Source organism: Acinetobacter sp. LipI_19 (genome assembly GCF_058242925.1).
The window spans coordinates 20,170-45,313 of record NZ_JBZAYK010000002.1; the positions used below are offsets into that span (position 1 = coordinate 20,170).

24 protein-coding genes and 1 pseudogene are annotated in these 25,144 nt (G+C 38.8%); 10 read left to right on the forward strand and 15 right to left on the reverse strand.

Annotated elements, in window-relative coordinates:
• Positions 1 to 15: 15 nt before the first annotated feature.
• From AC4CVF_RS20985 to AC4CVF_RS21020, 8 genes are all read left to right on the forward strand, one after another.
• On the forward strand, positions 16 to 1,875 hold the full coding sequence (locus tag AC4CVF_RS20985) for a TonB-dependent receptor plug domain-containing protein (protein ID WP_490789948.1): 1,860 nt from the start codon (positions 16 to 18) through the stop codon (positions 1,873 to 1,875).
• A 154-nt stretch (positions 1,876 to 2,029) separates the two neighbouring features.
• Positions 2,030 to 2,608 carry a cob(I)yrinic acid a,c-diamide adenosyltransferase gene (locus tag AC4CVF_RS20990; protein ID WP_262087002.1) on the forward strand — a complete coding sequence of 193 codons (579 nt, stop codon included), beginning with the start codon at positions 2,030 to 2,032 and terminating at the stop codon, positions 2,606 to 2,608.
• A 113-nt stretch (positions 2,609 to 2,721) separates the two neighbouring features.
• Positions 2,722 to 3,444 carry a glycerophosphodiester phosphodiesterase gene (locus tag AC4CVF_RS20995; RefSeq protein ID WP_419358863.1) on the forward strand — a complete coding sequence of 241 codons (723 nt, stop codon included), beginning with the start codon at positions 2,722 to 2,724 and terminating at the stop codon, positions 3,442 to 3,444.
• A gap of 360 nt (positions 3,445 to 3,804) precedes the next feature.
• Positions 3,805 to 4,968: an acyl-CoA desaturase gene (locus AC4CVF_RS21000; protein WP_419327646.1), complete on the forward strand. Its 1,164-nt coding sequence runs from the start codon at positions 3,805 to 3,807 to the stop codon at positions 4,966 to 4,968.
• A 95-nt stretch (positions 4,969 to 5,063) separates the two neighbouring features.
• The gene (locus tag AC4CVF_RS21005) at positions 5,064 to 5,393 is read left to right on the forward strand and encodes a DHCW motif cupin fold protein (protein WP_419327647.1); all 330 of its coding nucleotides are present in this window, start codon (positions 5,064 to 5,066) and stop codon (positions 5,391 to 5,393) included.
• Between the two features lie 76 nt (positions 5,394 to 5,469).
• Entirely contained in the window at positions 5,470 to 6,927 is a 1,458-nt protein-coding gene (locus AC4CVF_RS21010) for a protein adenylyltransferase SelO (protein WP_490789949.1), read from the forward strand.
• 179 nt (positions 6,928 to 7,106) lie between these two features.
• Positions 7,107 to 7,706: a L,D-transpeptidase family protein gene (locus AC4CVF_RS21015; protein WP_419327649.1), complete on the forward strand. Its 600-nt coding sequence runs from the start codon at positions 7,107 to 7,109 to the stop codon at positions 7,704 to 7,706.
• A gap of 24 nt (positions 7,707 to 7,730) precedes the next feature.
• Positions 7,731 to 8,111 carry an MmcQ/YjbR family DNA-binding protein gene (locus AC4CVF_RS21020; RefSeq protein ID WP_336953579.1) on the forward strand — a complete coding sequence of 127 codons (381 nt, stop codon included), beginning with the start codon at positions 7,731 to 7,733 and terminating at the stop codon, positions 8,109 to 8,111.
• A 221-nt stretch (positions 8,112 to 8,332) separates the two neighbouring features.
• Here AC4CVF_RS21020 and AC4CVF_RS21025 read toward each other — a convergent pair whose 3' ends face one another.
• Positions 8,333 to 9,019: a response regulator gene (locus tag AC4CVF_RS21025; RefSeq protein WP_004725942.1), complete on the reverse strand. Its 687-nt coding sequence runs from the start codon at positions 9,017 to 9,019 to the stop codon at positions 8,333 to 8,335.
• A 15-nt stretch (positions 9,020 to 9,034) separates the two neighbouring features.
• Positions 9,035 to 10,771 (reverse strand): sensor histidine kinase efflux regulator BaeS, encoded by a 1,737-nt coding sequence (gene baeS, locus AC4CVF_RS21030; RefSeq protein ID WP_336953578.1) that lies wholly within the window; start codon positions 10,769 to 10,771, stop codon positions 9,035 to 9,037.
• Positions 10,772 to 10,913: 142 nt separating this feature from the next.
• On the opposite strand from baeS, the pseudogene AC4CVF_RS21035 reads away from it, so the two are divergent.
• Positions 10,914 to 11,525, forward strand: a pseudogene (locus AC4CVF_RS21035) (hypothetical protein).
• Between the two features lie 63 nt (positions 11,526 to 11,588).
• On the opposite strand, the gene yjgA reads toward AC4CVF_RS21035, so the two are convergent.
• The 9 genes from yjgA to mazG form a co-directional block, all read right to left on the reverse strand.
• Positions 11,589 to 12,128 carry a ribosome biogenesis factor YjgA gene (gene yjgA / locus AC4CVF_RS21040; RefSeq protein ID WP_004725935.1) on the reverse strand — a complete coding sequence of 180 codons (540 nt, stop codon included), beginning with the start codon at positions 12,126 to 12,128 and terminating at the stop codon, positions 11,589 to 11,591.
• 2 nt (positions 12,129 to 12,130) lie between these two features.
• Complete coding sequence (locus AC4CVF_RS21045) at positions 12,131 to 12,400, reverse strand: HPr family phosphocarrier protein (protein ID WP_004725933.1); 270 nt, start codon at positions 12,398 to 12,400, stop codon at positions 12,131 to 12,133.
• On the reverse strand, positions 12,397 to 13,248 hold the full coding sequence (gene rapZ, locus AC4CVF_RS21050) for an RNase adapter RapZ (RefSeq protein ID WP_004725931.1): 852 nt from the start codon (positions 13,246 to 13,248) through the stop codon (positions 12,397 to 12,399). Before rapZ ends, AC4CVF_RS21045 begins: the two co-directional genes overlap by 4 nt.
• A 25-nt stretch (positions 13,249 to 13,273) precedes the next feature.
• Complete coding sequence (gene panC, locus AC4CVF_RS21055) at positions 13,274 to 14,119, reverse strand: pantoate--beta-alanine ligase (RefSeq protein ID WP_419819976.1); 846 nt, start codon at positions 14,117 to 14,119, stop codon at positions 13,274 to 13,276.
• 2 nt (positions 14,120 to 14,121) lie between these two features.
• A complete protein-coding gene (panB, locus tag AC4CVF_RS21060; protein ID WP_336953575.1) occupies positions 14,122 to 14,931 on the reverse strand; it encodes a 3-methyl-2-oxobutanoate hydroxymethyltransferase in 810 nt (269 codons plus the stop codon).
• Between the two features lie 46 nt (positions 14,932 to 14,977).
• Entirely contained in the window at positions 14,978 to 15,460 is a 483-nt protein-coding gene (gene folK / locus AC4CVF_RS21065) for a 2-amino-4-hydroxy-6-hydroxymethyldihydropteridine diphosphokinase (RefSeq protein ID WP_419327653.1), read from the reverse strand.
• Positions 15,457 to 16,938, reverse strand: coding sequence for a polynucleotide adenylyltransferase PcnB (pcnB, locus tag AC4CVF_RS21070; protein ID WP_336953573.1), 1,482 nt, complete (start codon positions 16,936 to 16,938; stop codon positions 15,457 to 15,459). Before pcnB ends, folK begins: the two co-directional genes overlap by 4 nt.
• Before the next feature lie 147 nt (positions 16,939 to 17,085).
• On the reverse strand, positions 17,086 to 17,550 hold the full coding sequence (locus AC4CVF_RS21075) for a ComEA family DNA-binding protein (protein ID WP_336953572.1): 465 nt from the start codon (positions 17,548 to 17,550) through the stop codon (positions 17,086 to 17,088).
• Between the two features lie 7 nt (positions 17,551 to 17,557).
• Positions 17,558 to 18,322, reverse strand: coding sequence for a nucleoside triphosphate pyrophosphohydrolase (gene mazG / locus AC4CVF_RS21080; RefSeq protein ID WP_336953571.1), 765 nt, complete (start codon positions 18,320 to 18,322; stop codon positions 17,558 to 17,560).
• A 105-nt stretch (positions 18,323 to 18,427) separates the two neighbouring features.
• On the opposite strand from mazG, the gene AC4CVF_RS21085 reads away from it, so the two are divergent.
• Positions 18,428 to 19,210, forward strand: coding sequence for an SDR family oxidoreductase (locus tag AC4CVF_RS21085; protein ID WP_336953570.1), 783 nt, complete (start codon positions 18,428 to 18,430; stop codon positions 19,208 to 19,210).
• 146 nt (positions 19,211 to 19,356) lie between these two features.
• Here AC4CVF_RS21085 and AC4CVF_RS21090 read toward each other — a convergent pair whose 3' ends face one another.
• The 4 genes from AC4CVF_RS21090 to cysM are packed head-to-tail and all read right to left on the reverse strand — an operon-like array spanning position 19,357 to position 24,895.
• A complete protein-coding gene (locus tag AC4CVF_RS21090; RefSeq protein ID WP_336953569.1) occupies positions 19,357 to 21,663 on the reverse strand; it encodes a RelA/SpoT family protein in 2,307 nt (768 codons plus the stop codon).
• Positions 21,664 to 21,690: 27 nt separating this feature from the next.
• A complete protein-coding gene (gene rlmD / locus AC4CVF_RS21095; RefSeq protein WP_419819975.1) occupies positions 21,691 to 23,085 on the reverse strand; it encodes a 23S rRNA (uracil(1939)-C(5))-methyltransferase RlmD in 1,395 nt (464 codons plus the stop codon).
• 8 nt (positions 23,086 to 23,093) lie between these two features.
• Positions 23,094 to 23,915: a 3'-5' exonuclease gene (locus tag AC4CVF_RS21100; protein ID WP_336953567.1), complete on the reverse strand. Its 822-nt coding sequence runs from the start codon at positions 23,913 to 23,915 to the stop codon at positions 23,094 to 23,096.
• Positions 23,916 to 23,974: 59 nt separating this feature from the next.
• Positions 23,975 to 24,895 carry a cysteine synthase CysM gene (gene cysM / locus AC4CVF_RS21105; RefSeq protein WP_336953566.1) on the reverse strand — a complete coding sequence of 307 codons (921 nt, stop codon included), beginning with the start codon at positions 24,893 to 24,895 and terminating at the stop codon, positions 23,975 to 23,977.
• Positions 24,896 to 25,144 lie beyond the last annotated feature (249 nt).

The window sequence follows — 25,144 nt, forward strand, 5'->3', positions numbered from 1 at the left end:
TGTATGGAGCATATCATGTCTGTTATTTTTAAACCTACTGCACTTGTAGGTGCTGTCGCTATTGCGATGGGGTTATCTTCTACTGCTTTTGCAGATACTTCTTCAAATTCAGAAGCAAATTCGAAACTCGATACAATCGTTGTCACAGCATCTCGTACTGAGCAAAAAATCAGTGAAGTTCCTGCTCGAATCAATATTATTGAGCCGAAGATTCTTGAACAATCACCAATAGCATCTTTACCGCAACTGTTACAGAACGATGCTTCTATCAATATGGTACAAAGCGGTGGCTATGGACAAACAGCTGCTATTTTCTTACGTGGTACAAACTCTAACCATACTTTACTTTTAAGAGATGGCGTTCGCTTAAACTCAAATACTGCTGGTGCAGCATCTTTACCTTTTATTGATACAACAGATATTAAACAAATTGAAGTATTAAAAGGACCTGCTTCAGTTTTATATGGTGCCGATGCGATTGGTGGTGTAGTTCAGCTGATTTCCAAAACACCTGAAAAAACAGGCGCTTTTGTTACTGGTGAAATGGGTGAAAATAACACCTATAAGGCAGTGATTGGGGCTGATCTTGCTCAAGATGGTTTCTATGCCCAAGTTCGCGGACAACGCCTAGAAACTGATGGTACTCCTGTAACAGATGCAAAAAACAACAAGAAAGCAAGTTTTGATCAAAAGGGTTATAGTGCCAAAATAGGTGTTGAAAAAGAGCGCTATGCAGCCTCAGTCGATTATAGTGAAAATCAAGGCTATAGCGATTATGACAATTACGGTAATCTTGTTTCTCAAGATTTTAAAAACGAAATCATTAATGTAAAAGGTCGAGTCGATATTTTAGGTAATGTCGCACTTCATGCCCGACTTTCGCAATTTAAAGACAATATTGAGCAAAATAGTTCTCCAGATTATGTACATAGTACAACCAAAGAAGCTGAGCTCTATACAAAATGGCAAATGACACCTGCTCAAAACATTTTATTCGGCTCAACCTTTAAAGATATTAAAGGTGATGTTTATTCGAAAAATCTGTTTGGCGGACAAGATGTTAAATACAAAGAATCTGTAGATACTATTGGCTATTTTGCACAGCATCAATATCAACACAATGGTCTAGAAACTCAAGTCGGTATTCGTGTAGAAGACAACGATAAGTTTGGTACACACACAGTGGGTCAAGGTGCTGTCCGTTATCAAGTTTTACCACTTACAAGCATCTATGCAAATGTGGGATCAGCTTTTCGTGCACCAACAACCAATGATTTATATGCAATTTCTTGGGGAGCAAATCCTGATTTAAAACCAGAAGAAAGCTTTTCTTATGAAATCGGTGTCGATCAAAAACTCAATCATAATATTGATTTAGGTTTATCTATCTATCGCAATAAAGTAGACAACCTGATTAGTTATCAGGCGGGTAAATTAGTTAACGTAAATAAAGCAAACTTTACTGGTGGTGAAGCTTCATTTAAATGGCAACAAGATAAACTCTTTTTAACTACAACTTATGCTTATGTTCAAGCAAAAGATGATGAAACTAAAAAAGATTTGACTCGCCGACCACGCCAAAGTTTAACTCTAACTACAGGTTGGGATGATGGCGTATATGGTATTTCTGCATCTGTCGTCGCAAAATCTAATTCAAAAGATTTTGCAGATTATCCATCGACCACACCAACCACAACGCCTGGTTATGTTAGTACTAATGTCAATGCTTACTGGCAAGCGACTCCAATGATTAAACTCTTTACCAATATTGAAAACATTGGTGATGTTAATTATAAGACAGCATATAACGGTAGTGGTGTTTACTATATCAACGGTGGTCGACTTGCATCTGCTGGGGTAACTTTCCGCTACTAGCTGGGGTAACTTTCCGCTACTAGCTGGGGTAACTTTCCGCTACTAAAAGCGACACCCAAAAAAATATCTAAAACAGCGCAGTTTATGGATAATGTTTTGACCGACATTATCCTTTTTTATTCTTTATCTTTTCATTTTTATCTAGGACAAAATTATGGGACATCGTTTAAGTAAAATTTATACCCGTACAGGCGATTCAGGCACCACAGGATTAGGAGACGGTTCTCGCGTAGCGAAAGATGACTTACGTATTACCGCTCTCGGTGATGTAGATGAACTAAATTCTATTGTTGGTGTATTACGTTCACAAATTTCAATGAGTAACATCGTTGATAAAGCCCATTGGGATAAATCACTGAGCTTGATTCAACACTGGCTATTTGATTTGGGTGGTGAAGTCTGTATTCCCAACTACAACTTACTCCAACCTGTTTGTGTTGAATTCCTTGAAAAGGAAATCGACAAAATGAATGAAGACTTACCAATGCTCAAAGACTTTATTCTACCCTCTGGAACTTTAGCATGTAGTTATGCACATCAAGCACGTGCTGTATGTCGTCGAGCAGAACGCAGCTTAATGACTGTACACAGTCGTGATCAAAATATTCAAGCAACTGCTCTACAATTAATTAACAGATTATCCGACTGGTTTTTTGTAGCTTCACGCACCTTACAACGCGCAGAAGGCGGTAGTGAAGTGCTTTGGCAAAAGAACATCAATGACACGATTTAACGATAAATCACTGTCTAAAAGTAAATTTTTAACAGTATGATAAAGTCAAGTTATTGCTAAAAGTAAGACTTAAACGATTACCAGACAGATGAAAATGAGTATGTGAGTTCATTATGAGAATTATCGGACATCGTGGCGCGCGTGGTGAAGCACCTGAAAATACCCTAGCTGGATTTCAATATATTCACGATTTAGGTATCCGTGCAGTTGAATTCGATGTTCGACAATTAAAAGATGATGAACTCATTATCATGCATGATGATAATTTTTTAAGAACAACTGGAATAGATCAAGCACTGTATGATTTAAACAGCGCTGAATTAGCGGCCTATAACCAAGCCAATATCTGGATGGATTGGGAAAAACAAATTACCCCAACCTTAAGCCAAAGCCTAAAGATTATGCAGGACTTTGAGCATATTGAAGTTGAAGTGAAAGCTGTAGAAACATTGCAACACGCTGAAAAACTCATCATCGAATTACAAAAACAACTGCAAGGTTTTGAAAATGTTGCGGCGATTACCAGTTTTGATTTAAAAATACATCAAGCCTTACAACAGCAAAACTCAAGTTTTAAACGTGGTCTACTGATTGAAGATGACATCCAACAACGTGCAATCGAACAAGCATTACAACTGGGATGCTGCCAGATTGGATGGATGAATCAATTGGCAACAGATGAGCTCATTCAAGCAACCCAGCGTGCAGGTTTGGACATCAGTGTTTGGACCGTCAATGATATTGAGCGCGCTAAGCATTTAAGAGATTTGGGGATCAATGGATTAATTACAGATTTCCCCAAAATGATGCAGCTTGCCTTAGCACAAATTCAATAACTCAAATCCATTTAATAACACAATAAAGTAGAATTTTATTTTGAACTTTAGAGGGTTTCAAAAATTAAAATTTAACTTGAGAATCAAGCGTCTAAACCCTTAAAAATCAAATTGGATAAGACAGAAAAATTCTTACACTATTTTGACATTTAAATACGACGTTTTAACCATTCATTTTTTTCGATCAAACCGCTAGAATTCATGTTTTATTCTGTTACTGTTTTATACAATACAGATGTACACTAATACTAGTGAACACATGTTCGCCCATGATAATATCTGTGAAAGTATAGCCTAGAAAAATGCTGAAGCTATGCGTTTAACTTTACCTGATTAAGGTTCTTAGGAGTGCTGTTGGAGATGAATGCTCCCCTACCCAAAGCCCCAATAAATTGGATCGGTGTTTTTGCCTTGGTGTTTTTACCCCTTGTGGCAGTAATTGCGATCCCTTTATATGCCTACCACCATGATTTTAGTGCGGCAGCTTGGATTAGTTTATTCGTTTTACTCGGTCTCAGTAGTTTAGGTATTACTGCAGGTTATCATCGCTTGTGGGCACATCGTGCATACGAAGCGACTTTACCACTTAAAATCATTTTGATGATCATGGGAACTTTTGCTGTTCAAAACAGTATTTTGTTCTGGGCTTCTGGTCACCGTACACATCACCGCCATGTGGATGATGTAGATCAAGATCCGTATTCGATTAACAATGGTTTTTGGTACGCTCATATTGGCTGGATGTTACGTAACTATCCCGCTTCTGAATCAAATTATAAAAATGCACCTGATTTGTTGAATGACAAAGTGGTTATGTTCCAAGACAAGTATTATGTCCCACTTGTTATTGCCGTACATGCTGCGATTTTAGTTCCTCTGGGGTGGGCTGTAGGTGACATGTGGGGTGTACTACTCTTAGGTGGTTTACTCCGCTTAATTATTAGCCACCATGTAACATTCTTTATCAACTCACTCTGTCATATGTGGGGCAAACGTCCTTATACTGACGAAAATACTGCACGAGATAACTTTGTTCTTGCCATTGCAACATGGGGCGAGGGTTATCATAACTATCACCATATTTTCCAATACGATTATCGTAATGGTGTGAAATGGTGGCAATATGATCCAACAAAATGGTTGATTTGGTCCTGCTCTAAAATCGGTTTAGCCAAGAACCTACGTCGTATCCCAAGCTTTAATATCAAAAAAGCGGAATTGGCGATGAGATTTAAATATGCTGAACAGGATTTAGCGATTTATGGTCATAACGTCAATGCAGATATTATCGCGATGAAACAAAAAGTATCGCAAGAATATGAAGCATTCACCAATACATTAAATGATTGGGCTGCGTTAAAAGAACAAGAGCTACAAGCGAAAAAAGCATCTGTTGCTGAGAAAATTCACCAAATGGATGTCAAACTCAAAGTTGATTTCCAATTGGTCGAACAGAAACTTGCTTTCCATCGTGAACGTTTAGAAACATTGATGCGTGGAATCAAAAAGAACGTTGTTTCTTAACTCTCAATACACATCAAAAGCAAAGCTCCGAAAGGGGCTTTTCTTTTATCCAGTTTTTACAGACATTCCTACTGATAATATTGAGAGAAAATAATATGCAAATTAATAACATCCCCTTTGGCATTACCAACTGGTCAGAAGTTCCAACAACGCGTCATGAGGGTGAGCAAGGTTTTGCGCTTTGGCGCACACAACAATTTGATAATATTCGAGTGCGAATGGTCGAATATTCTGTAGATTATTTGGCTGACCACTGGTGTCTTAAAGGTCATATCCTGTTTTGCTTAGAAGGTGAATTGGACACTGAACTTGATGATGGACGTACCTTTACCTTAAAAGCAGGGATGAGTTATCAAGTTGCAGACCAAGCTGAAGCGCATCGTTCTTCCACCACATTTGGTGCAAAGCTATTTATTGTCGACTAAAACAGTCGACATTATCTCAACAGCTTAAAACTTTGCTATATTGAGAGGACAAGTGAAACCATTGTGACCGATCGCTATGCAATTTGCCCCACGTTACCCATTTCTCGATTCAAAGCTCTATCATGAGCAAATGCCTAGCCCACTGAAAGGTGCAAAGGCTGGGCATTTTAATGCTGCACTTGCGGATGAATTACAATGGTCTGAAGATGAAAAGACCCAATGGGTCGAGATTTGTAGCGGGCAAAAAACCTTTCCTGAATTTCATCCCCTTGCCATGGTTTATGCAGGGCATCAATTTGGACAATGGGCAGGTCAATTGGGGGATGGGCGTGGCCTATTGATAGCGCAAATTTTAAATCAACAAGGTCAAACCATTGACCTCCATTTAAAAGGCGCAGGCTCAACTCCCTACTCTCGTATGGGAGACGGACGTGCTGTATTACGTTCTGTGATTCGTGAATATCTAGCAGGTCATACACTCAATGCACTGGGGGTTCCTTCAAGCAATTCCGTAGGCTTTACCTCCTCAACCCAAGGCGTACAACGAGAAAAACTTGAACTTGGTGCAATGATGTTACGCACTTCGGATTGCCACATCCGTTTAGGGCATTTTGAATGGATCAATCAATATCAGCCTGAGTTACTCACTGAATTTACCCAAAAATGTATTGAATGGCACTATCCACAATGTTTGAGTACTGAACAACAAAAGTTTGAAGACACTGTTTTAGCATTTGCAACGCAAGTGATTCAAAACACTGCGATCATGATCGCCAAATGGCAATTGGTGGGTTTTGCGCATGGTGTTATGAATACGGATAATCTCAATATTACAGGTTCTACCCTTGATTTTGGCCCTTATGGTTTTATGGAGCGTTTCCGTCCCAATTGGATCAACAATCATAGTGATTACAATGGCCGTTATACCTACCAAAACCAACCGAGTATTGCACATTGGAATTTATGGAATTGGTTAAACAATTTAATTCCACTAGCACAAGCAGAAAATAAAGAACAATTTAAGCAAGATCTCGTCAAATGTTTAGAGCATTTTGAACCGACCTTTCTAGAACATTATACCCATGGGCTATGCCAAAAACTTGGACTACCTGCCTTCCATAAAGATAGTTTTGATTGCGGTATGGCATTTTTAAGAATTCTACAAAGTGAGCAACTCGACTATACCAACAGTTTTCTTCGCTTACAGAATAAAGAATATGAAGCTATTAAAGATGATTGCCTAGATCGCTTTCAATTTGAAAGCTTCTTGACGCAATATCACAGTATTCGTGAGCAGCAAGATATTGATGTACTTGATGCGGAAATGAAAAAAGCCAATCCAGTCTATATTTTAAGAAATCATATGCTACAAACAGCCATTGAACAGGCTGAACGTGATGATTTTTCTGAGGTTGATCGCCTATTTAAATTGCTTGGTCAGCCCTTTATCAAACAAAAGGATTTAGAAACAGCCAAAGACTTAGCACCTTTACCAAGTGATGTTCCTGAAGTAATGGTGAGTTGTTCGTCTTGATCAAATAAATTGCCGAATCGCTTTCTTTGATCTGACTCATCATAGTTACCCACAATTTCTGTGGATAAACTTGTGTTTATCCACAGGATAAATCCACAATCACAAATTAACTACAGCTTTTGTCTTTAGAGTGAATAAAATTTAGGCAATACAGGGTTTTACAACATTAGTATTCTAAAATGAATAAAAAATACCTCATTCCATGCTTGATTCTTTTGGCTATAGCTATAGCTAGTGTCTGGACTTATCAAAAATATAATCAATTTATTCCAACGGCAAATGCTACCATACACGTGCAGAATTTATCTGAGCAAGACATTCAACGTCTCCGTCAAGACACGCCAATCACCGAAGTTAAAGTTTATAAATCAGATCGTATTGTTAAACTCATGCATCATGATCAAGACATACGAACATATCCAATGCGCTTAGGTTTTGATCCTATTGGACATAAGGTTAAAGAAGGTGATGGAAAAACCCCTGAAGGTCGTTATATTTTAGATTGGCGTAATTCTAATAGTGCATTTTATAAATCGCTGCATGTGTCCTATCCAAACCAACAGGATAAATCTAAAGCCAACCAACTCGGCGTTTCTCCTGGTGGCGACATTATGATTCATGGTTCAGCAACACGCTCACAAATGGAAAAACTCCCTAGTTTAATGACGTACTTACCTAGAAATGACTGGACATGGGGGTGTATTGCCGTTAGAAATATAGATATGGATGAAATTTGGAAGCTGGTCGATGATGGAACAGTGATTAGCATTTATTCATAAAGAATATTTTAAAAAGAGACAGTGATGACAGGTGAAGAAATCCGAACTTTAGCATTTAAGATTGCATCAGATTTGCCTAAATCCGAACTTAGCTACCCTTTTGGTGAGGATATTCCTGTTTTTAAGGTGGTGGGAAAAATGTTTATGTTAGGCTCTGAACTGCATGGCAAAAAACTAATTAATTTAAAAGTTGAACCTGATCATGGCGAAATGTTAAGAGATCTCTACCCCTCGATTCAGATGGGCTATCATATGAATAAACGTCATTGGATTTCAGTCTATGAAGGTGAACAGATCAGTGCTGATTTGATTCAAGACTTGGTTGAAGGCTCTTATGAGCTAGTGGCCAAGAGTCTAACCAAAGCTCAAAAGCAGGTATTGGCGGTTTATCAACAGATTAAATAATTAGCGGTCTTTTGATAACTGCATTTGATAGTAGCTTTGAATTACAGGTTTAGATCAACAGACCTGTCTATACCTGATTCAGTCAAGTCAGAATCTATCGATAACCATAAGTTATATGCTTATTTTTCAAACATAAATTTTTACATTTATAAACATTTACCCACAATATCTGTGGATAAACCTGTGTTTATCCACAATGGTGAACTTAAAATGTTGAAAACTTAATCTTCTGGATATTCAAAACGGTAGCCTACGCCATAAACAGCTTGTACCCATTCATGACGATTTCCAGTTTCAGCAGCTTCAGATATTTTACGACGTAAGTTTTTGATATGACTATCAATAACACGGTCAGCAACATCAAAACTATCTGGGTTGATATGGTCTAAAAGTTGCGCTCTAGAATAGACTTGTCCCAAATGTTCGAGGAAAAGCTCTAAAAGGCGGAATTCAGTTGGCGTTAAATTCAACGATTTTTGTTGATACCAGATACGTTGTTGTGCTTTATCAATACGAAATAAGTCATTGGCTTCAGGTTCAGCTTTACGTTCTAAACGGCGTAATACCGCTTGTACACGTGCCACCAACTCTTTTGGGCTAAAAGGTTTACAGACATAGTCATCTGCTCCCATATTTAAACCCAAGACACGATCGATTTCTTCTGTTCGTGCAGTCACCATGATAATCGGTAAGTCGGTTTGCTCACGCACTTTACGGCAAATGGTCAAACCATCCATACGCGGGACCATCAAATCCAATACCATTAAACTCGGCTTACGTTGCAGGAAGCTGTCATAAGCTTCTTGACCATCATGAAACATACTGACTTCAAAGCCCGCTGCTTCTAGATAATCCCGCACCAATTGCGCAAGTTCAACTTCATCCTCTACCAGCATGATATGCTTCATGTTGTACTATTCCTTTTAAAATTTAGTATGTTTTGAAAATGTCAGTTTGCAACGCAAACCGCCTAATGGCGAATGATCAAAAGTAAGCTGACCACCGAGTGTTTGTGCAATTTTACCTGATAAAGCCAAGCCCAATCCTGTACCACCTGTACTACGTGTACGTGAATTATCCACACGATAGAAGCGTTCTCCCAAGCGTGCAATCTGTTCATCACTCAGACCCAATGGGCTATCATCTACGATCACACTCCATGAATCTGCATCTTGCTCTGTATGGACTTGAACTTCACCGCCTGCTTCAGTATAACGAATACTATTTCCAAGTAAGTTGACCATAATTTGCTTAAAACGATCTATATCTAATTGTAATTTTGCCCCCTCACCTCTGGCTGAAATTGTTAAATCAGCCTGTTCAAATTTAGGTTTAAAATTCTCTATTTCCTGTAAAATGACGGACCAAGGATCAACTTCTGCAAAGTAGCATTTCAATTGTTGTGCTTCAGCTTGGGCTAAATCCGCTAGATCCTGTGTCAATTTTTTCAAGCTTGTGACTTGACGTAACATCGCTTCAAAATGTTCAGGTGTGGGCTTTCGAATCCCATCTTGCATGGCTTCAATTTGTGCCTGCAATACTGCCAATGGTGTTTTTAACTCATGTGAAGTATCTGCAACCCATTGACGGCGTGATGTTTCATGCTGGTCGAGAATGACAGCCAACTGATTTAACTCAGTAGACAAGTCTCCTAATTCATCATTGCGGTTAATCACCACTTGATGCTGGTAGTTACCTTTGGTTAATTCACGAGTTGCGTTCAATAAACGTTGAATCGGTGTTTTAAAATAAGTCGCCAATAACAAGGCTGCAACCAAGCTTGATAAGAATGTGAAGATATAGATCAGTACTAAATAACGTTTTTGATTACTAAAAAAGTTAATACTCAATGCATCATCCTGATCTAAAACTGGTTTTAAACCTAGATACCCTACCACCTGATCATTGACCAAAATCGGACGATAAGAAACCTGATCATCAGAAGGTTCACCCAAAATAAACTGTTGTTTTGCATCATATAATGAAAGGCGTGAACTGAGTCCTAAGCGGTCAGGCAATGATACAAATATCTTTTTGCCATTCTGTGGATTTACAGTCCGCATTGAATCTCTCGTTGACGTTTCTTTAGGTGCTGAAGCTGCTTCTTCACGACCCGCTGAAAGATGTCCTTTGTCTATAGATGATTTTTTTCCTTTACGATCAGAGGGTCTAAATAAATTTTGATTTGAGCTCAGTGGAAACTTCAAACCTTCAAATGGCTGATAAGCTGAGGGTAAATTCTCTTCAAGAATTTTTAGTTCTTCTTGATCCAGCTGAGACTTATGAACTGCACCATCTGTTTGTCCCAAAGTCGCTACTATCGTATGTTCTTTAAAATAGCGCTGTTGTAAAGCAATATCATATTGACGACGTAGCCACCAGCGTGACAACTTATCATAATCATCAGGGGCAGCATCGCCTTCAATTTGTAAAATCTGTGCTTGAACCGCATTACCCCAGTCTTGATAGACCCCATATACATCTGCCAAATTTTCTATCAGATGATCAAGTTTTTGCATTTCGACATCTGCGACATACTTGGCAAAATTCTTTTGCATGGTCCAGTGCAAAACACTTAAGCTCACCGTTGTAATGACTAATGTCGTCAATAAAACGGTGAGAAATAAGCGCAGTGCAATGGGGACTCGACGTATTTTCAAAACTGATCTCACGTTTTTCTTCTCATTTCAACATTGTACCCAACAGTTGTTCAAAATTCTCTCCATTGTTTCTACATCATTATTATTTAATCTTTACGGTATCAACAGAACACAACACAAAATATTCATTGGAGTAGTAACAATGAAAGCTATGACAAAAATCGCACTTGTATCGGCAAGTATTTTAACTGTAGGGGCTTTGACTGCCTGTCAATCTAATCCAGGTCCAAAAGAGGGCCACCCGATGATGCATGGTGGGCATCATAAAATGTCACCTGAACAACGTGAAGAAATGAAACAGAAACGTGCTCAACATAAAGCGTTACGCCAACAAATGCAAAAAGCCTGTGATGGCAAAGCAATTGGTCAAACGGTTCAGGTGACAGCAGGTCAGCAAAATATTAATGGTACATGAAATATCGTATTCAAGCCTGATCACAAGGCGATGAAAGAGATGAATCAGGATTTCCGTCGTGATGGAGAACAACGTGGTCATATGATGCGTCATGACGGACCCCGTATGAAAGACATGACCGAAGAACAACGTGCTCAAATTAAGCAAGAATTTGCCCAAAAACGTGCAGAACGTAAAGCGAAGTGGGATGCGATTCAAAAATCATGTGCAGGCCAGACTGATGGTAAGGCAATCCAAGTAAAACTGGATGATAAAATCATCGATGGTAAATGTGTTGTTAAATTCCAGCCAGAGTTTAAATCAGGCGATAACATTCCCATGATACCATCAAAAGTTTAATTCATATCTTGGCTAAATATAAAAAACGACCCTGTTGGGTCGTTTTTTATTTGTCACAATAATTTACTTGGAATTATCCGAAATCAAAGCCACTTGTTGGGCATAATTTAATAACTTAAGTTTAGAAGCCGCTAATTCTTCAGCGGTGGCTTGACGGGTGATATCCCGATGAATACGCAATACATGCTGACGTAAAGAATGACTTTCAGCAGCATTATAAGATTTACAGAATTCTTTAATTGCAGGGTCACGCTGCTCAATCATTCGATCCACCCAACGATCCAATTGCGCCAACTTTTTAATCCCTTGCTTAGGGGTTAAATAAGACAAAATGATGGCTTCATCTTCATTACGCAAAAGCTTACCAATCCGTTGAAATTGACGGCGACGTGCTTCAAAAGATGTGATCAATTGCACATCAAGCAAAGCCTCTATCAACCGATCTTCAACAGGTAAAGATTCAATTTGTTTCTTCGACAACTCTGCGAGTTGTTCACCTAAAGCAGCCATACGTTGTACAGCTTTTTTCTGTTCGGTTTTACTTGCACGCCCTTCTAAAGATTCAAAATCATCTTCAGTAAAACGTTGCGGACGACGTGCCACGATTATTCTGCCTCGTAAAATTTATCTGCGAACAGTGCTTGAACTTCAGACAAAGCTTTTTCTTCATCTGCACCATCAATCACTAGACGCAAGGTGGTTCCTTTACCAGCTCCGAGCATAAGTAAAGAAAGGATATTCTTGGCATCGACTAACTTGTCACCCTTACCAATTTGAATAGAGCATTTAAATTTAGTCGTGACTTCGATTAGTTTTCCAGATGCACGCGCATGTAATCCTAATTTATTAATTACGTCAACAGTTGTGTCAATCATGACCAGTGCTTCATTTCTCTATGTAATACTTGAATAGTCCATTTTGACTCAAGAGCCTTTTTCAACCTATCCACAATATAAACTGAACGATGTTGTCCCCCCGTACAGCCAATTGACACTGTAATATAGTGACGATGACCTTCCGAAAAAGCAGGCAACCACTTATTTAAAAACTGATAGATGTCTTGATACATCTCATTTGCTTGCTCACTGGCTTCTAAAAATTTACGTACTGGTTCATCTAAACCCGAATATTTACGTAACTCTAAATCCCAATGTGGATTTGGCAAATGCCTGACATCAAAAACAAAATCTGCATCTAATGGAATACCATGTTTATAACCAAAAGATTGCAAAATTAAAATGAGTTTATCGGACTGTCCAAGTTTGGACAATAAGGTATCTTTTAAATCGTGTACACTTTTATCCGTTGTATCGATATGTACTGTTGCTCGCAGTTGAATTGGGAGCAATAAATTTTTTTCTTCTTGAATACATTCATTCAAACTTTGGAAGCGGTTTGACAAAGGATGTGGACGTCGCGATGCGCTAAAACGTGAAATCAACTCCTGATCACGCGTCGTTAAATAAATAACGTCTACGCTGCCATGTTTTTGTAACTGTTGAAAAACCTGATCAAAACCTTGTAAATCTTCTTTTGCACTTCGAACATCGACACCGAGTGCCAATAATTCTAAATTATTTTCTCTATCCAGCTTTTCAACAATTTCAGGAAGCAATGCCAAAGGCAAATTATCGATACAGTAATAACCCAAATCTTCAAGCACCTGCAAAGCAGATGATTTACCTGAACCAGACTGTCCTGTTACGATAAGTATGCGCTTCATGGCATCGCGATCCTAAAAGCAAAGTTTATGTAAAATGTTTTACTTGTAAATTGTCAATCAGACGAGTCTTGCCTAATTTCGCTGCAACAAACAATACAACATCTTGGTCGAATTGTTCAACTTTTTGCAACGCTAGACTACGTGCTTCGACATAATCCACAATTAACCCTGCATCATTTAAACTTTCACGAATTTGAGCCAAGACATCTGCAAGTGTTTTGCCTGCATGTAAATCTTGTTCAGCAGTCGTTAAGGTCTTAAAAATAACAGGAGCTGTTTGACGCTCTTGTTCAGATAAGTAACCATTACGCGAACTTAAGGCCAAACCATCTTCAGCACGTGCAATTGGTACACCAATCACTTCAATTGGCATATTCAAATCACGAACAACCTGCTTAATCACAGCCAATTGTTGATAATCTTTCTGTCCAAAAAATGCAAAGTTCGGCTGTACAATATTAAACAATTTGGTGACAACAACAGCAACACCATCAAAGTGACCTGGACGTTGTAAGCCACACAAATCATTGGTAATTTCACCCACAGTAATATTTGTTAAACGTGGGAATTTACCATACATTTGCTCAACAGACGGTGCAAAAACAATGTCACACCCCACTTCAGCAAGTAAATTACTGTCTTGCTCAAGTGTACGTGGATAGTTATCAAAATCTTCATTGGGTCCAAACTGAATTGGATTCACGAAAATACTAACCACCACCACATCACATAATTTACGCGCTTCACGAACAAGGTTTAAATGGCCCTGATGTAGATTTCCCATCGTTGGTACAAAACCGATGATTTTACGTGCCGATCGAGCAGGATTAAGTGATGCTGTTAGTCCTTGAATGGTCGTTTCTGTTTTCATGTCTACAGCTCTACTTGAAAAGTATGTTCTTTTGCAGGAAACGATTTCTCTTGCACAGCAACATGATATGCCTTGAATGCATCTACAATTGCAGATTCACCTGCTTGTTCTTTCATAAAATTGCGTACAAAGCGAGCCACTTTACCAAAAGTCAAACCAAGCATATCTTGCACAACAAGAACTTGACCATCAGTATCTGCCCCAGCTCCAATACCGATCACAGGAACGTGTGGGAATAATTCAGTAATTTCTTTACCCATTTGAGCAGGAACACATTCGAGCAATAACACAGCTGCACCAGCGTCTACCACAGCTTTACAGTCAGCAATTAATTGATCTGCCGCTTCACGCGTTTTCGCTTGTAATTTATAGCCACCAAAGACATGTACCGACTGTGGTGTTAAGCCCAAATGTACACAAACAGGTACACCATTTCGTGTCAAAACTCGTATAGTTTCAGCCAGCCATTCACCACCCTCAATTTTCACCATCTGAGCACCCGCTTGTATCACGGTTTTTGAATTAAGCAACGCATCATTAAGCGTTGCGTAACTCAGAAAAGGTAAATCACACATGATAAATGCGTGTTGATTCGCACGACGTACAGCTGCAGTATGATACGCCATATCTGCAACAGTAACAGGCAATGTAGAATCATGCCCTTGGATTGTCATCCCTAGAGAGTCACCAATTAAAATGGTGTCAATCTCAGCAACTTCCATACCTTTTGCCATACTCGCATCATAGCAAGTTAAGCATGAAAATTTACGTCCCTGAGTTTTGAATTGTCTTAAATCACTTAGGCTAATCATGACGATATTCCTCTATCAATGAGAGTTCCTCTGCCCATTCAATCCTTTAATCAGCCCATGACTGATCTGCTAAAACGCTAAGGGTTGAATGTTGCACGAAATCTAACTTTTGCAATGATTGTCCATTGACTTGAAGCTCAGGATCGAGATCCAACAATGGAATCACTACAAAATCACGCTCTAAAATACCAATATGCGGTACTGTGAGCCGCTCATTTATAATGTTTTTTTCAGCATAAAGCAAAAGATCTAGATCTAAAGTACGCTCACCCCAATGACGTGAACGTACTCGACCTGATTCATTTTCAATGCGTTGCAACTCATCCAACAAGGCCAATGGCGCTAAATCTGTGTGCAATTCTACAACCGCATTATGATAATTTGGTTGATCTTGAGGCCCCATTGGGGGACTTTGGTACAACTTTGAAACCGTAACACCACCAAATTTTCTAAGCTTTTCTACAGCTGCTCGTAGAATTTGCTCAGAATCTCCTAGATTACTTCCTAAACCAATGTAGGTTTTAATCATGACTGGGTGGGTCCAAAAATCACACTGTTCAAATCACGTTGTACTCGTCTACGCTTGGTAATTGGATGATCAGCAGTGATTTCACCTTTGTTTACAGCTGTTCGAGCATCATTTCGTGTTCTAAAATCATGAGATGATGTTGAATTTGGCTTATTCCGTGAACGACGACTACGAGACTCTTGTTCTTTGACCAATGGCTCAATTTGCGTTGAAACTGCAGCTTTTGCATCTTCAATTGGTGCGACTTCAGCAATTTTTTTACGGCTCTTAGCACGCTGTCGATTATAGCTACCAATTGCACGCTCTTTCTCGTCAGTCGACATATCTTGGTAAGCTTCCCACCATGCTCCCATACCGTTGGTAGAAGTATCACCAGACTTCTCTCTCAACAACAGGAAATCGAATCCTGCACGGAAACGTGCATGACCAGAAAGTGCTTCAATCTGTTGAGGTTTTGGATTTAACAAACGGCTTTGCATTTCCCAAACTTCACGAATAAAGGTTTCCGCAAAACGGGGAATAATGGTTCGAGTCGCTTGACGTTTCAACACATCCAAACCTGCTTGAGCTCGTGCTTCTGCAGCAACAACCCCTTTAGCATGGTAAAAATCACAACGCGCTAAGAAATTATTCCATAGCAATACTGCATAGAAAAAAGCAGGATTAATGGTTTTACCCATTTGAATCCGTTGATCGGTATTTTTCGCAGCACGTTCAATAAACTGAGTAATTTCAGGACTAATATCAGCAAATAATTGCTTCCAAATACCAAATTCAATCAACATAGGCATAACACGATGTAAATGTCCCATCGTGAATAATTTTTGCGACTCATCATATAAACGGTGCGGAGAAACATCACGCAGCAGCTGTGTCATCTCTTGGGTAAAAACGTCTAAAATTTTAGGATCAATACTAAAATTTAACTTCGCAGCAAAACGTAAAGTACGCAACATTCGTACGGGATCTTCTTCAAAACGAAGTCCTGGATCACCCAATAACCTTAAAGTTTTGGTTTTTATATCATCAATAGCATTACAAAAATCGAGCACTTCCCCTTTTCTTGGTTGGTAGTACATGGCATTGATGGAAAAATCACGTCGAGCAAAATCTTGCTCTATAGTTCCCCAATTGTTGTCACGTAAAATCATTCCTTGTGCAGAGGTAATTGCTTTTTTCGGTGGGGCACGGAATGTCGCCACCTCAATCAATTCACGACCTGAATACACATGTGCCAATTCAAAACGTCGCCCAATAATTCGGCAACGACGACCAAATACCTCTTTCACCTGAGAAGGCGTTGCATTGGTCACTGCATCATAGTCTTTCGGATTTAAGCCAAGCATTAAATCACGTACACCACCACCGACTATATAAGCTTCATAGCCAGCTTTAGTTAAAGAATCAATAACATCTAAAATGGAGGAAGGTAATTGAGCGGTGGATAACCCACACTTTGACGCACGCAAAGTTTGCAAAAGACACTGTCTCCTACGTCAGGACGTAAAAATCATAATTGTGCTAATGATATCGCTTACACAGCTAAAGGGCAATTTGATTCTCGCAAACTTCACTTGAATTTAAGATATGTTGATAATTCATCGATCCATACAGCATTAAACACGTCACAAACTAAGTCGTGCTTGATTCTGCTCGAAAAATTTCGCCCCAATCCCCTTTACCTTTTTTAAATCATCAATACTTTTAAACTTCCCGTTCTGATTGCGATAATCAATAATCGCCTGTGCTTTCTTTGTACCGACACCTTTTAACTGTTGTAATTGTTCAATATTTGCAGAATTTAAACTAATTCTCATACCTGAGCTATTTGAATTTTGAACACGTGACAATGTGTTATTGTTACCACTATTCTTAGGTTGTGATGTCTGGTTATTCGGTGTCGAAAGATAATAGTGACCATCAATCTTGTTTATTTTTTCATCATGTGCTTGTTGTTCTGCTTTCCATTTTAAATAAGCTTGATCAAATTGTTGCGCATATAAGCTGAAAGAGCAGCTTAAAAGCACCAATAAAAAAGACAATTTAATTAGCTTTACTACACGATTACAATAAAAATTATGATTACTCATGGATAACCTATGGTTTTAATTGTTGCTTTGCCTGATCCCAAAGAAGATCCATTTCTTCTAAAGATATATCTTCTAATCTTTTATTTTTAAAATTGATTTGATTTTCAATATAAGCAAAGCGAGATTTAAATTTATAAATGGTTCCTAAAAGAGCCATCTCACTTGAAATGCCTAGTTTACGCCCAACATTAATTAAAGAAAATAAACAATCACCAAATTCATCCATAATTTCATCAGGTTTTTCCGATTGCATGGCTTCTTCAAACTCTGCCAGTTCCTCTTTGACTTTATCGTAGGCCTGAGCCACATCAGTAAAATCAAATCCTACTTTTGCAACATTTTTTTGCAGGTTTTCCGCCTGAGACAAAGCAGGACCATGCTTTAACTCATCTAACCGAAATTGAGGTTTACCTTGTTTTTCTTGTTGTTTAATCTCCTGCCACAAAAGTGACACTTGTTCAGGAGTTAAATTCTCAAACTGCTCTTTTTGGAAAACATGCGGATGACGACGTATCAATTTTTGACAAATAGCTTCTACAACATCATTAAAATCAAAAGCACCCTGCTCACTGTACATCTGTGATTGAAAAACCACTTGTAACAATAAATCCCCTAATTCATTTTTAATCTCATCAACATCGCCAGAGCGTACAGCTTCTTCCACCTCGTACGCCTCTTCGATCGCATAGCGCGTTAAACTTTCAGGGGTCTGTTCACGATCCCAAGGGCACTCTGCACGTAATTGTTTCATAATGGCGAATAACTGTTGCATTTAATGTCCTTTAAGATCAATAAGAAATGACTGCACAACACTTGTTGTTATGCATATTTTATGTTCAACTCACTGCAATCAAAATAAACTAAAAAGGATACTGCAATGCGTCAGAGCATATTCATAAGCGGTGCTGCACAAGGCATTGGGGCAGCGATCGCACGTCTATTCTACCAACAAGGTTATCAAGTTGGTATTTATGATATCAATGAAGCTCAGGCTCAAATTTTAGCAGATCAATTAGGTCACAATGCCAAAGCTGGCAAATTAGATGTGAGCGATTATGCACAATGGCAAATAGCGCTTAAAGAGTTTTCTCAATGGGCAAATGGTCTTAACATTTTAGTGAATAATGCTGGCATCCTTTATTCTGGAGATTTTGAGAAAACTGAAATTAGTGCACACCACCGAACAATCAATATCAATGTAAATGGTGTTTTAAATGGCTGTCACGCCGCACTTCCCTATCTAAAAGAAGCAAAATTTGCGCGTATTATCAATATTTCTTCAGCATCAGCCATTTATGGACAAGCAGATTTAGTCTCATATTCTGCCAGTAAATTTGCGGTACGCGGTATTACCGAAGGATTAGATATCGAATGGCAAAAATATGGCATTCGTGTACTGGATGTTATGCCGCTGTTTGTCCAAACGACTATGGTAACAAACATGGATGCAGGCGCGATTCAAAATATCGGTGTTAGCCTCACACCCCAAGATGTTGCTGAGCAAGTGCTTGCACAAGTTAAAGCCAAAGACTCACTTTTCACTGCTACACATCGTCCAGTTGGTTTAAAAACTAAAGTAATGTTTACACTTTCTACCATTAGCCCTCAATTTATCAATCGCTTGAGTAATTTAATACTGACGAGAAAATCTAAGCATTAATATTATAAAAACTCATTCAACAGATATCAGCTTTCTTTTTATAAATCAAATTCATAGTTTAATTTATTATACTGAATAATAAAAAACTCGCATTTCGCGAGTTTTGTTATTGTTCAAATCATAAAATCTGATCAAGGCAATATAGCTTAATTACCTTGAACCAAACGTCGAGCACTGATAATGCCAGGCTGTTGTTCCAATCTTGCTAAAAGGCGAGACAATTGCGCCAAACCTTTCACTTCAATCAACAATTTCATATTGGCAATACCATCTGCTTCAGAAATCGTATTTACCTGACGAATATTGATCTGATCTGAAAAAATCACTTGGGTCAAATCTTTTAACAAACCACGACGATCATAAGCTTCCACCACAATTTGCACACTTTGCCCACGTGTCGGTTGCATTTCCCAATCGGCTTCAACAGCACGATCAGGTTCTAACTTGATCATGCGCATGTAATCGGGACACGCAACCTTATGAATACTCACACCACGATTCAAGGTGATATATCCAGCAATCGATTCACCATGAACAGGCTGACAACATTGTGCAATGTGTAATTCAACATTATCCAAACCATCAATTAAAATTCCATGTGCAGATAAGGTATGACTTGCACGTGGATTTAACGTCGGTTTTAGAACAAGTTCTGGTTCATCTTGATCTAAGTGCATGTGGCGATTAACTTGATTAATCAAGGCATGCAGGCTAATTTCCCCACTTACCAATGAAACAAGGATGTCATCACCAGTTTTTACATTGAAATGATTACAATAATCACTTAAATCAATACTTTTTGGATGAATCGCTAGACGTGAAAGCTCTTTATTGAGTAGTTCACGCCCAACTTCCAGATTTTTACTGCGATCTTGTTGTCTAAACCAGTGGCGCAACTTGTCACGGGCACGTGCAGTTTTGATATAACCCAATGAGTTAACTAACCAATCACGATTGGGTTCACGATCTTTCTTGGTTAAAATCTCAACCTGTTCCCCTGTTTTCAGAGTATAGGTTAATGGCACATAGCGTTGATTAACCCTTGATGCATAGCACTTATTCCCGACCTCGGTATGCACATGATAAGCAAAATCAAGCACCGTCGATCCACGTGGTAATTCTTTAATATCCCCATCACGACTAAAAACATAGATTTTTTCGAACCCTTCAAAATCTTGAATTTGTTCAAAATCTTCTGTTTCATCTTCATTGGGATGTGCACTGGTTTCAGTACGTTCTTGATAATGTTCAAGGACTGCACGTAATGAATGCAAACGATGATTAAATGAATAATCAGTGGTTTTCGAGCCTTCTTTATAGTTGAAATGCGAACATACACCCAACTCTGCTTCTTCATGCATTTCTTTGGTACGGATTTGGATTTCCAAAGATTTATTTTCTGCAATCACCGCAGTATGTAAAGAGCGATAACCATTGGCTTTTGGATTGGTAATATAATCATCAAACTGATGAGGAATATGGCGCCAAATTTGATGCACAATGCCCAAAGCGTGATAACACTCTGCTACAGATTTAACCAAAACTCTTAACGCACGAATATCATATAGCTGATCAAAACTCAGATTTTTACTCTTCATTTTACGGTAGATCGAATAAATATGTTTTACTCGACCTGAAATCTCTGCCTCAATATCATGCTCACCAAGCTCACCTTTCAGTTTATCAACCACAAACTGAATATATTGCTCACGTTCCAGCCGCTTTTCATTGAGTAATGAAGCAATCTCTTTATAGCGTTCAGGAGCCAAATAACGGAAAGCAAGATCTTCGAGCTCCCATTTTAATTGAGCTATCCCTAAACGATGCGCCAAAGGAGAATAGATGGTCAAGATTTCTCGTGCAACACGCTCTTGACGCTCTTTTGAAGAGTGTGCCAATTCACGTAAAGCAAATGTCCGTTCAGCCAATTTAATCAATACCACACGAACATCTTCTGTCACAGAAATCAACATCTTATAGATGCCTGTCAGGTGTTCGCGCTGATTATTATTAAAGTGATCTTCTAACCGTTTATTCTTTTCAATCAGTTCAGAAAGTTTACCCATAGCCAAAGTGCCTTTGACAAGGTTATAAACTTGCTCACCGCATTGCTGCTGTATCTCCTCTAAGGTGGTGAGATCCTCACGCACGCTACGATAAAGTACAGCTGCTGCTAATGTATCTTCATCGACATGTAAATGCGCGAGGATGTCAGCCATTCCAATACCTGTTGCAAAGGTATTGGTTCTGGAATTTACTGTGGTCGCCAATTCTTTTTGTAATACTAATTGCGCGACTTCTTCTAACTGCTTAAGTTCAGCACCGTCTAAAATTCCACGCACTCGATCTAGCCAAGTTGCTAGAGCGTGTTGCGCTTCATCGGCATGCTCTACAGTCGCTTCCTCTGATAGCTCATTGAGCTCATCAGGAAGTTGCTCACGTACTGTGACCATACCCTACTCCTCTAACTCTATATTTCATTATAAATCGTTTATCTCTAATTTCTTTTCAAACAAAGCAATAGATTCAACATGCCCAGTGTGAGTAAACATGTCCATTACACCTGCTTTAGTGAGCTGATAACCGTGTTGTACCAAAATCCCAGCATCCCTAGCCAAAGTTGCAGGATTACACGACACATAAACGATTCTTTGCGCACCAAATTTGGGCAAATAATGCATAACTTGTTCTGCTCCCGCACGAGGAGGGTCAATCAATAATGCATCAAATCCTTGATTTGCCCAAGAATAATGCGAAAAGTCTTTTGTTAAATCTTGTGAATAGAATTTAACATTGCTGAGGCGATTGTTCAGTGCATTTTCTGTACCACGCTTCACCATTGCTTCACTACCTTCTACAGCAATGACTTTTCCTGTAGCACCCACACGTTTAGCAAGCGGGAGTGAAAAATTTCCCAATCCACAAAATAAATCTAAAACAGTCTCACCTGCTTTCAACTCAAGCAAATCACATGCCAGATTAACCATCTGCGGATTTACAGTAGGATTCACTTGGGTAAAATCTGTTGGATTAAATGCAAACTCAATATCAAAATCTTTTAAACGGTAATGCAAATGCATGTCGGCTTGAGCATGATCTACTCGATGTACACTTTCCACACCCGCAGGTTGCAAATACAACTGCCACTGTTTCTGTAACGCATATTGTTGCAATAGGTTGACATCATGGGCTTTTAATTTTTCAGTATGGCGAACCAATAATGAAATTTCGCTATCGCCTTTGGCTAATTCTATATGACCAATGCTACTTTTGCCTTTTAGACTTTCGAGTAATGCCTTTATTTCAGGTAAGGCCTGATCCAATTCAATATCTAAAATTTTACAGGTTTGGATTTCAGTTAAATGGTTACTCTGTGCTTCACGAAACCCCATAAGCAATTTATTTTGTTTGGGCAAATGACGCACACCTATTCTGGCTTTATGTCGATAATCGGAACGAGTTGAACGCAATGGGTCTAACCATTGTTCAGGCGCTAATCCCGCAAAGTGACTGAGATGCGATTTTAAAACATCTTGTTTTAAACGAATTTGTTCATCTGGATGGATATGTTGCATATTACATCCACCACAAATGCCAAAATGTGGACAGATCGGCTGAATACGATGTGGATTAGCCTCACTGAGTAATTCAATACTGTCCGCTTCTTCAAGTTTAGATACCTGACGAGTCACTTGAGCTTTTACAATTTCACCAGGTAGTGCATAACGAATAAAAACTTTTTTACCCTGCTTTTCATTTGGATGATTGAGCTCTGTTCCATAATGCGCAATCCCTCGCCCTTCATGTGACAATCTTTCAACTTTAAAAATATATTGTGGAAGCTGAGATGGTCGAGGTTTTGCTTTATGTTTCAAAGGGATACCTAATCGGGTGTGGAGGAAAAATCTGCTTGAGTAAATTCAGTTCGTTGTGACGTTTCACGCCAAACATTTAAAAACTCATGTTGTTGAGGTTGTCCTTGCAAATAATGAATAGAGGCTTGAATCCATAACTGGTGATCTTGCAAAGAAATTTGACCTTTTAACAAAGCCCATCTTAAGAAGATTAACCACGTATTTAAAACATCACCTTCGCAATAGCTGGTTAATTTCAGCCATTGCTTTGTATTCACATATTCGGGAACAAAATAACCTGAAATACCACGTTTACCGGGATAACCCAATAAATGAGCAACATCATCCAATTTCTGAAAATGACGCCCGTTAAACATCGCCATAACATCCATTAAGTCGACATGACGGTTGTGATATCTGTTCTGATAGTTATTATACCTTTTTTGTGTGTCAATCTCACCTTGATCAAACAAACTTGGCGCAGATAGTCCGTGATACATTGCACGGAACAAAATCACTGGTAAATCAAACTGTGAACCATTCCAACTCACGAGGGTTGGGTGTCTTTTATCAAAGATAGATAAAAATTTTTGTAAAATTTCAGTTTCAGTATAGTGCTCACGACTAAATGAAAATAGTTTCATCACACCATTTTCATCAATCCACAAACCCGAAATACAGACAATTTCATGTAAAGATAATCGCTGAAAATCCATCCCTGATTCTTGACGACGTAATTTTGCCAACGCCTGTTCTAAATCGTCCTGTGGTAAATCCAAACCATATAAATGCGCTCCAGATTTAAGATCTGTCAGGGTTTCGATATCAAAAACTAAAACTGGAAGGCGCATAAAAACTTTACTCAATAATCAACTTTACCATCATGAGGCAATTTATGACCTTGAAGCAACTATTCTTCATCCTCAACAGAGAACAAACCTGTAGAAAGATAACGATCACCTCGGTCGCATACAATGCACACAATCACTGCATCTGGGTTTTCTTCAGCAATTTTAACAGATGCCCATACAGCCCCTCCTGAGGAGGTTCCTGCACTAATGCCTTCTTGACGCGCTAAACTGCGTGCCGTTTTTTCAGCTTCAATTTGCGGAATATCCATGATCTGGTCGACACGCTTTGGATCAAAAATTGTCGGCAAGTATTCTTGTGGCCAACGGCGTATACCCGCTATATTTGAACCTTCTGAAGGCTGTAATCCTATAATTTGAATATCTGGATTTTGTTCTTTTAAATATTTAGAAATTCCCATGATCGTGCCAGTTGTGCCCATAGAGCTGACGAAATGAGTAATTTTCCCCGCTGTCTGTTGCCAAATTTCAGGGCCTGTGGTCAGGTAGTGTGCTTCCACATTGTCTGGATTCCCAAACTGATTCAACACCAGACCTTGGCCTTCACTTTGCATTTGCAAAGCCATATCACGCGCAACTTCCATATTGGTTGCTTCGATCAATTCAGCACCATAGGCACGCATCGCATCTTTACGCTCTTGGCTTGAGTTACCTGGCATGATTAATTTCATTTTATAACCACGCATTGCGGCGACCATCGCCAACGCAATTCCCGTATTTCCACTCGTCGCCTCAATCAACGTATCACCTGGCTTAATTTGACCACGCTGTTCAGCTTTCATGATCATATTATATGCAGGACGATCTTTTACAGAACCAGCGGGATTATTCCCTTCCAGCTTTGCCAATACTGTTGCTTGAGTATGACTTGCCAACCGTTGTAAACGCACTAAAGGAGTTTTTCCTACATAGTGATCTAACAAAAATTCGTTGGCTAAGAAATCAGGTTGTGTGTGACTCATCTGTTGCACCTATATCGAGGTGGGCATATTGTATGAAAAAAAGAAACATACTGCACATCTTTCCGCTTTATTTTACTTGGAATGATCAAACTAAATTCATATATATCAACAAGCCTAAGTGGGATCATGATTTTGTTTATTGAATAAAATTAAATACATATAAAAAAATAAACTTTACTTAGAATTAGAAATGATAAAGTTATCTATAAAACAGCATAACTTATTTCCAATTCTCAAGATTTTTAGTCA

Excerpts from the sequence above, each read along its gene's own strand:
- mazG (WP_336953571.1), bottom strand. The coding sequence starts at position 18,322 with ATGCAACAGTTATTCGCCATTATGAAACAATTACGTGCAGAGTGCCCT.
- AC4CVF_RS21000 (WP_419327646.1), top strand. The coding sequence starts at position 3,805 with ATGAATGCTCCCCTACCCAAAGCCCCAATAAATTGGATCGGTGTTTTT.
- rapZ (WP_004725931.1), bottom strand. The coding sequence starts at position 13,248 with ATGAAGCGCATACTTATCGTAACAGGACAGTCTGGTTCAGGTAAATCA.
- AC4CVF_RS21045 (WP_004725933.1), bottom strand. The coding sequence starts at position 12,400 with ATGATTGACACAACTGTTGACGTAATTAATAAATTAGGATTACATGCG.
- AC4CVF_RS21025 (WP_004725942.1), bottom strand. The coding sequence starts at position 9,019 with ATGAAGCATATCATGCTGGTAGAGGATGAAGTTGAACTTGCGCAATTG.
- AC4CVF_RS20995 (WP_419358863.1), top strand. The coding sequence starts at position 2,722 with ATGAGAATTATCGGACATCGTGGCGCGCGTGGTGAAGCACCTGAAAAT.
- cysM (WP_336953566.1), bottom strand. The coding sequence starts at position 24,895 with ATGAGTCACACACAACCTGATTTCTTAGCCAACGAATTTTTGTTAGAT.
- AC4CVF_RS21005 (WP_419327647.1), top strand. The coding sequence starts at position 5,064 with ATGCAAATTAATAACATCCCCTTTGGCATTACCAACTGGTCAGAAGTT.
- AC4CVF_RS21020 (WP_336953579.1), top strand. The coding sequence starts at position 7,731 with ATGACAGGTGAAGAAATCCGAACTTTAGCATTTAAGATTGCATCAGAT.
- AC4CVF_RS20985 (WP_490789948.1), top strand. The coding sequence starts at position 16 with ATGTCTGTTATTTTTAAACCTACTGCACTTGTAGGTGCTGTCGCTATT.
- AC4CVF_RS21100 (WP_336953567.1), bottom strand. The coding sequence starts at position 23,915 with ATGCGCCTTCCAGTTTTAGTTTTTGATATCGAAACCCTGACAGATCTT.
- AC4CVF_RS21015 (WP_419327649.1), top strand. The coding sequence starts at position 7,107 with ATGAATAAAAAATACCTCATTCCATGCTTGATTCTTTTGGCTATAGCT.
- AC4CVF_RS21075 (WP_336953572.1), bottom strand. The coding sequence starts at position 17,550 with ATGAGTAATCATAATTTTTATTGTAATCGTGTAGTAAAGCTAATTAAA.
- AC4CVF_RS20990 (WP_262087002.1), top strand. The coding sequence starts at position 2,030 with ATGGGACATCGTTTAAGTAAAATTTATACCCGTACAGGCGATTCAGGC.
- panB (WP_336953575.1), bottom strand. The coding sequence starts at position 14,931 with ATGATTAGCCTAAGTGATTTAAGACAATTCAAAACTCAGGGACGTAAA.
- AC4CVF_RS21085 (WP_336953570.1), top strand. The coding sequence starts at position 18,428 with ATGCGTCAGAGCATATTCATAAGCGGTGCTGCACAAGGCATTGGGGCA.
- folK (WP_419327653.1), bottom strand. The coding sequence starts at position 15,460 with ATGATTAAAACCTACATTGGTTTAGGAAGTAATCTAGGAGATTCTGAG.
- panC (WP_419819976.1), bottom strand. The coding sequence starts at position 14,119 with ATGAAAACAGAAACGACCATTCAAGGACTAACAGCATCACTTAATCCT.
- AC4CVF_RS21090 (WP_336953569.1), bottom strand. The coding sequence starts at position 21,663 with ATGGTCACAGTACGTGAGCAACTTCCTGATGAGCTCAATGAGCTATCA.
- AC4CVF_RS21010 (WP_490789949.1), top strand. The coding sequence starts at position 5,470 with ATGCAATTTGCCCCACGTTACCCATTTCTCGATTCAAAGCTCTATCAT.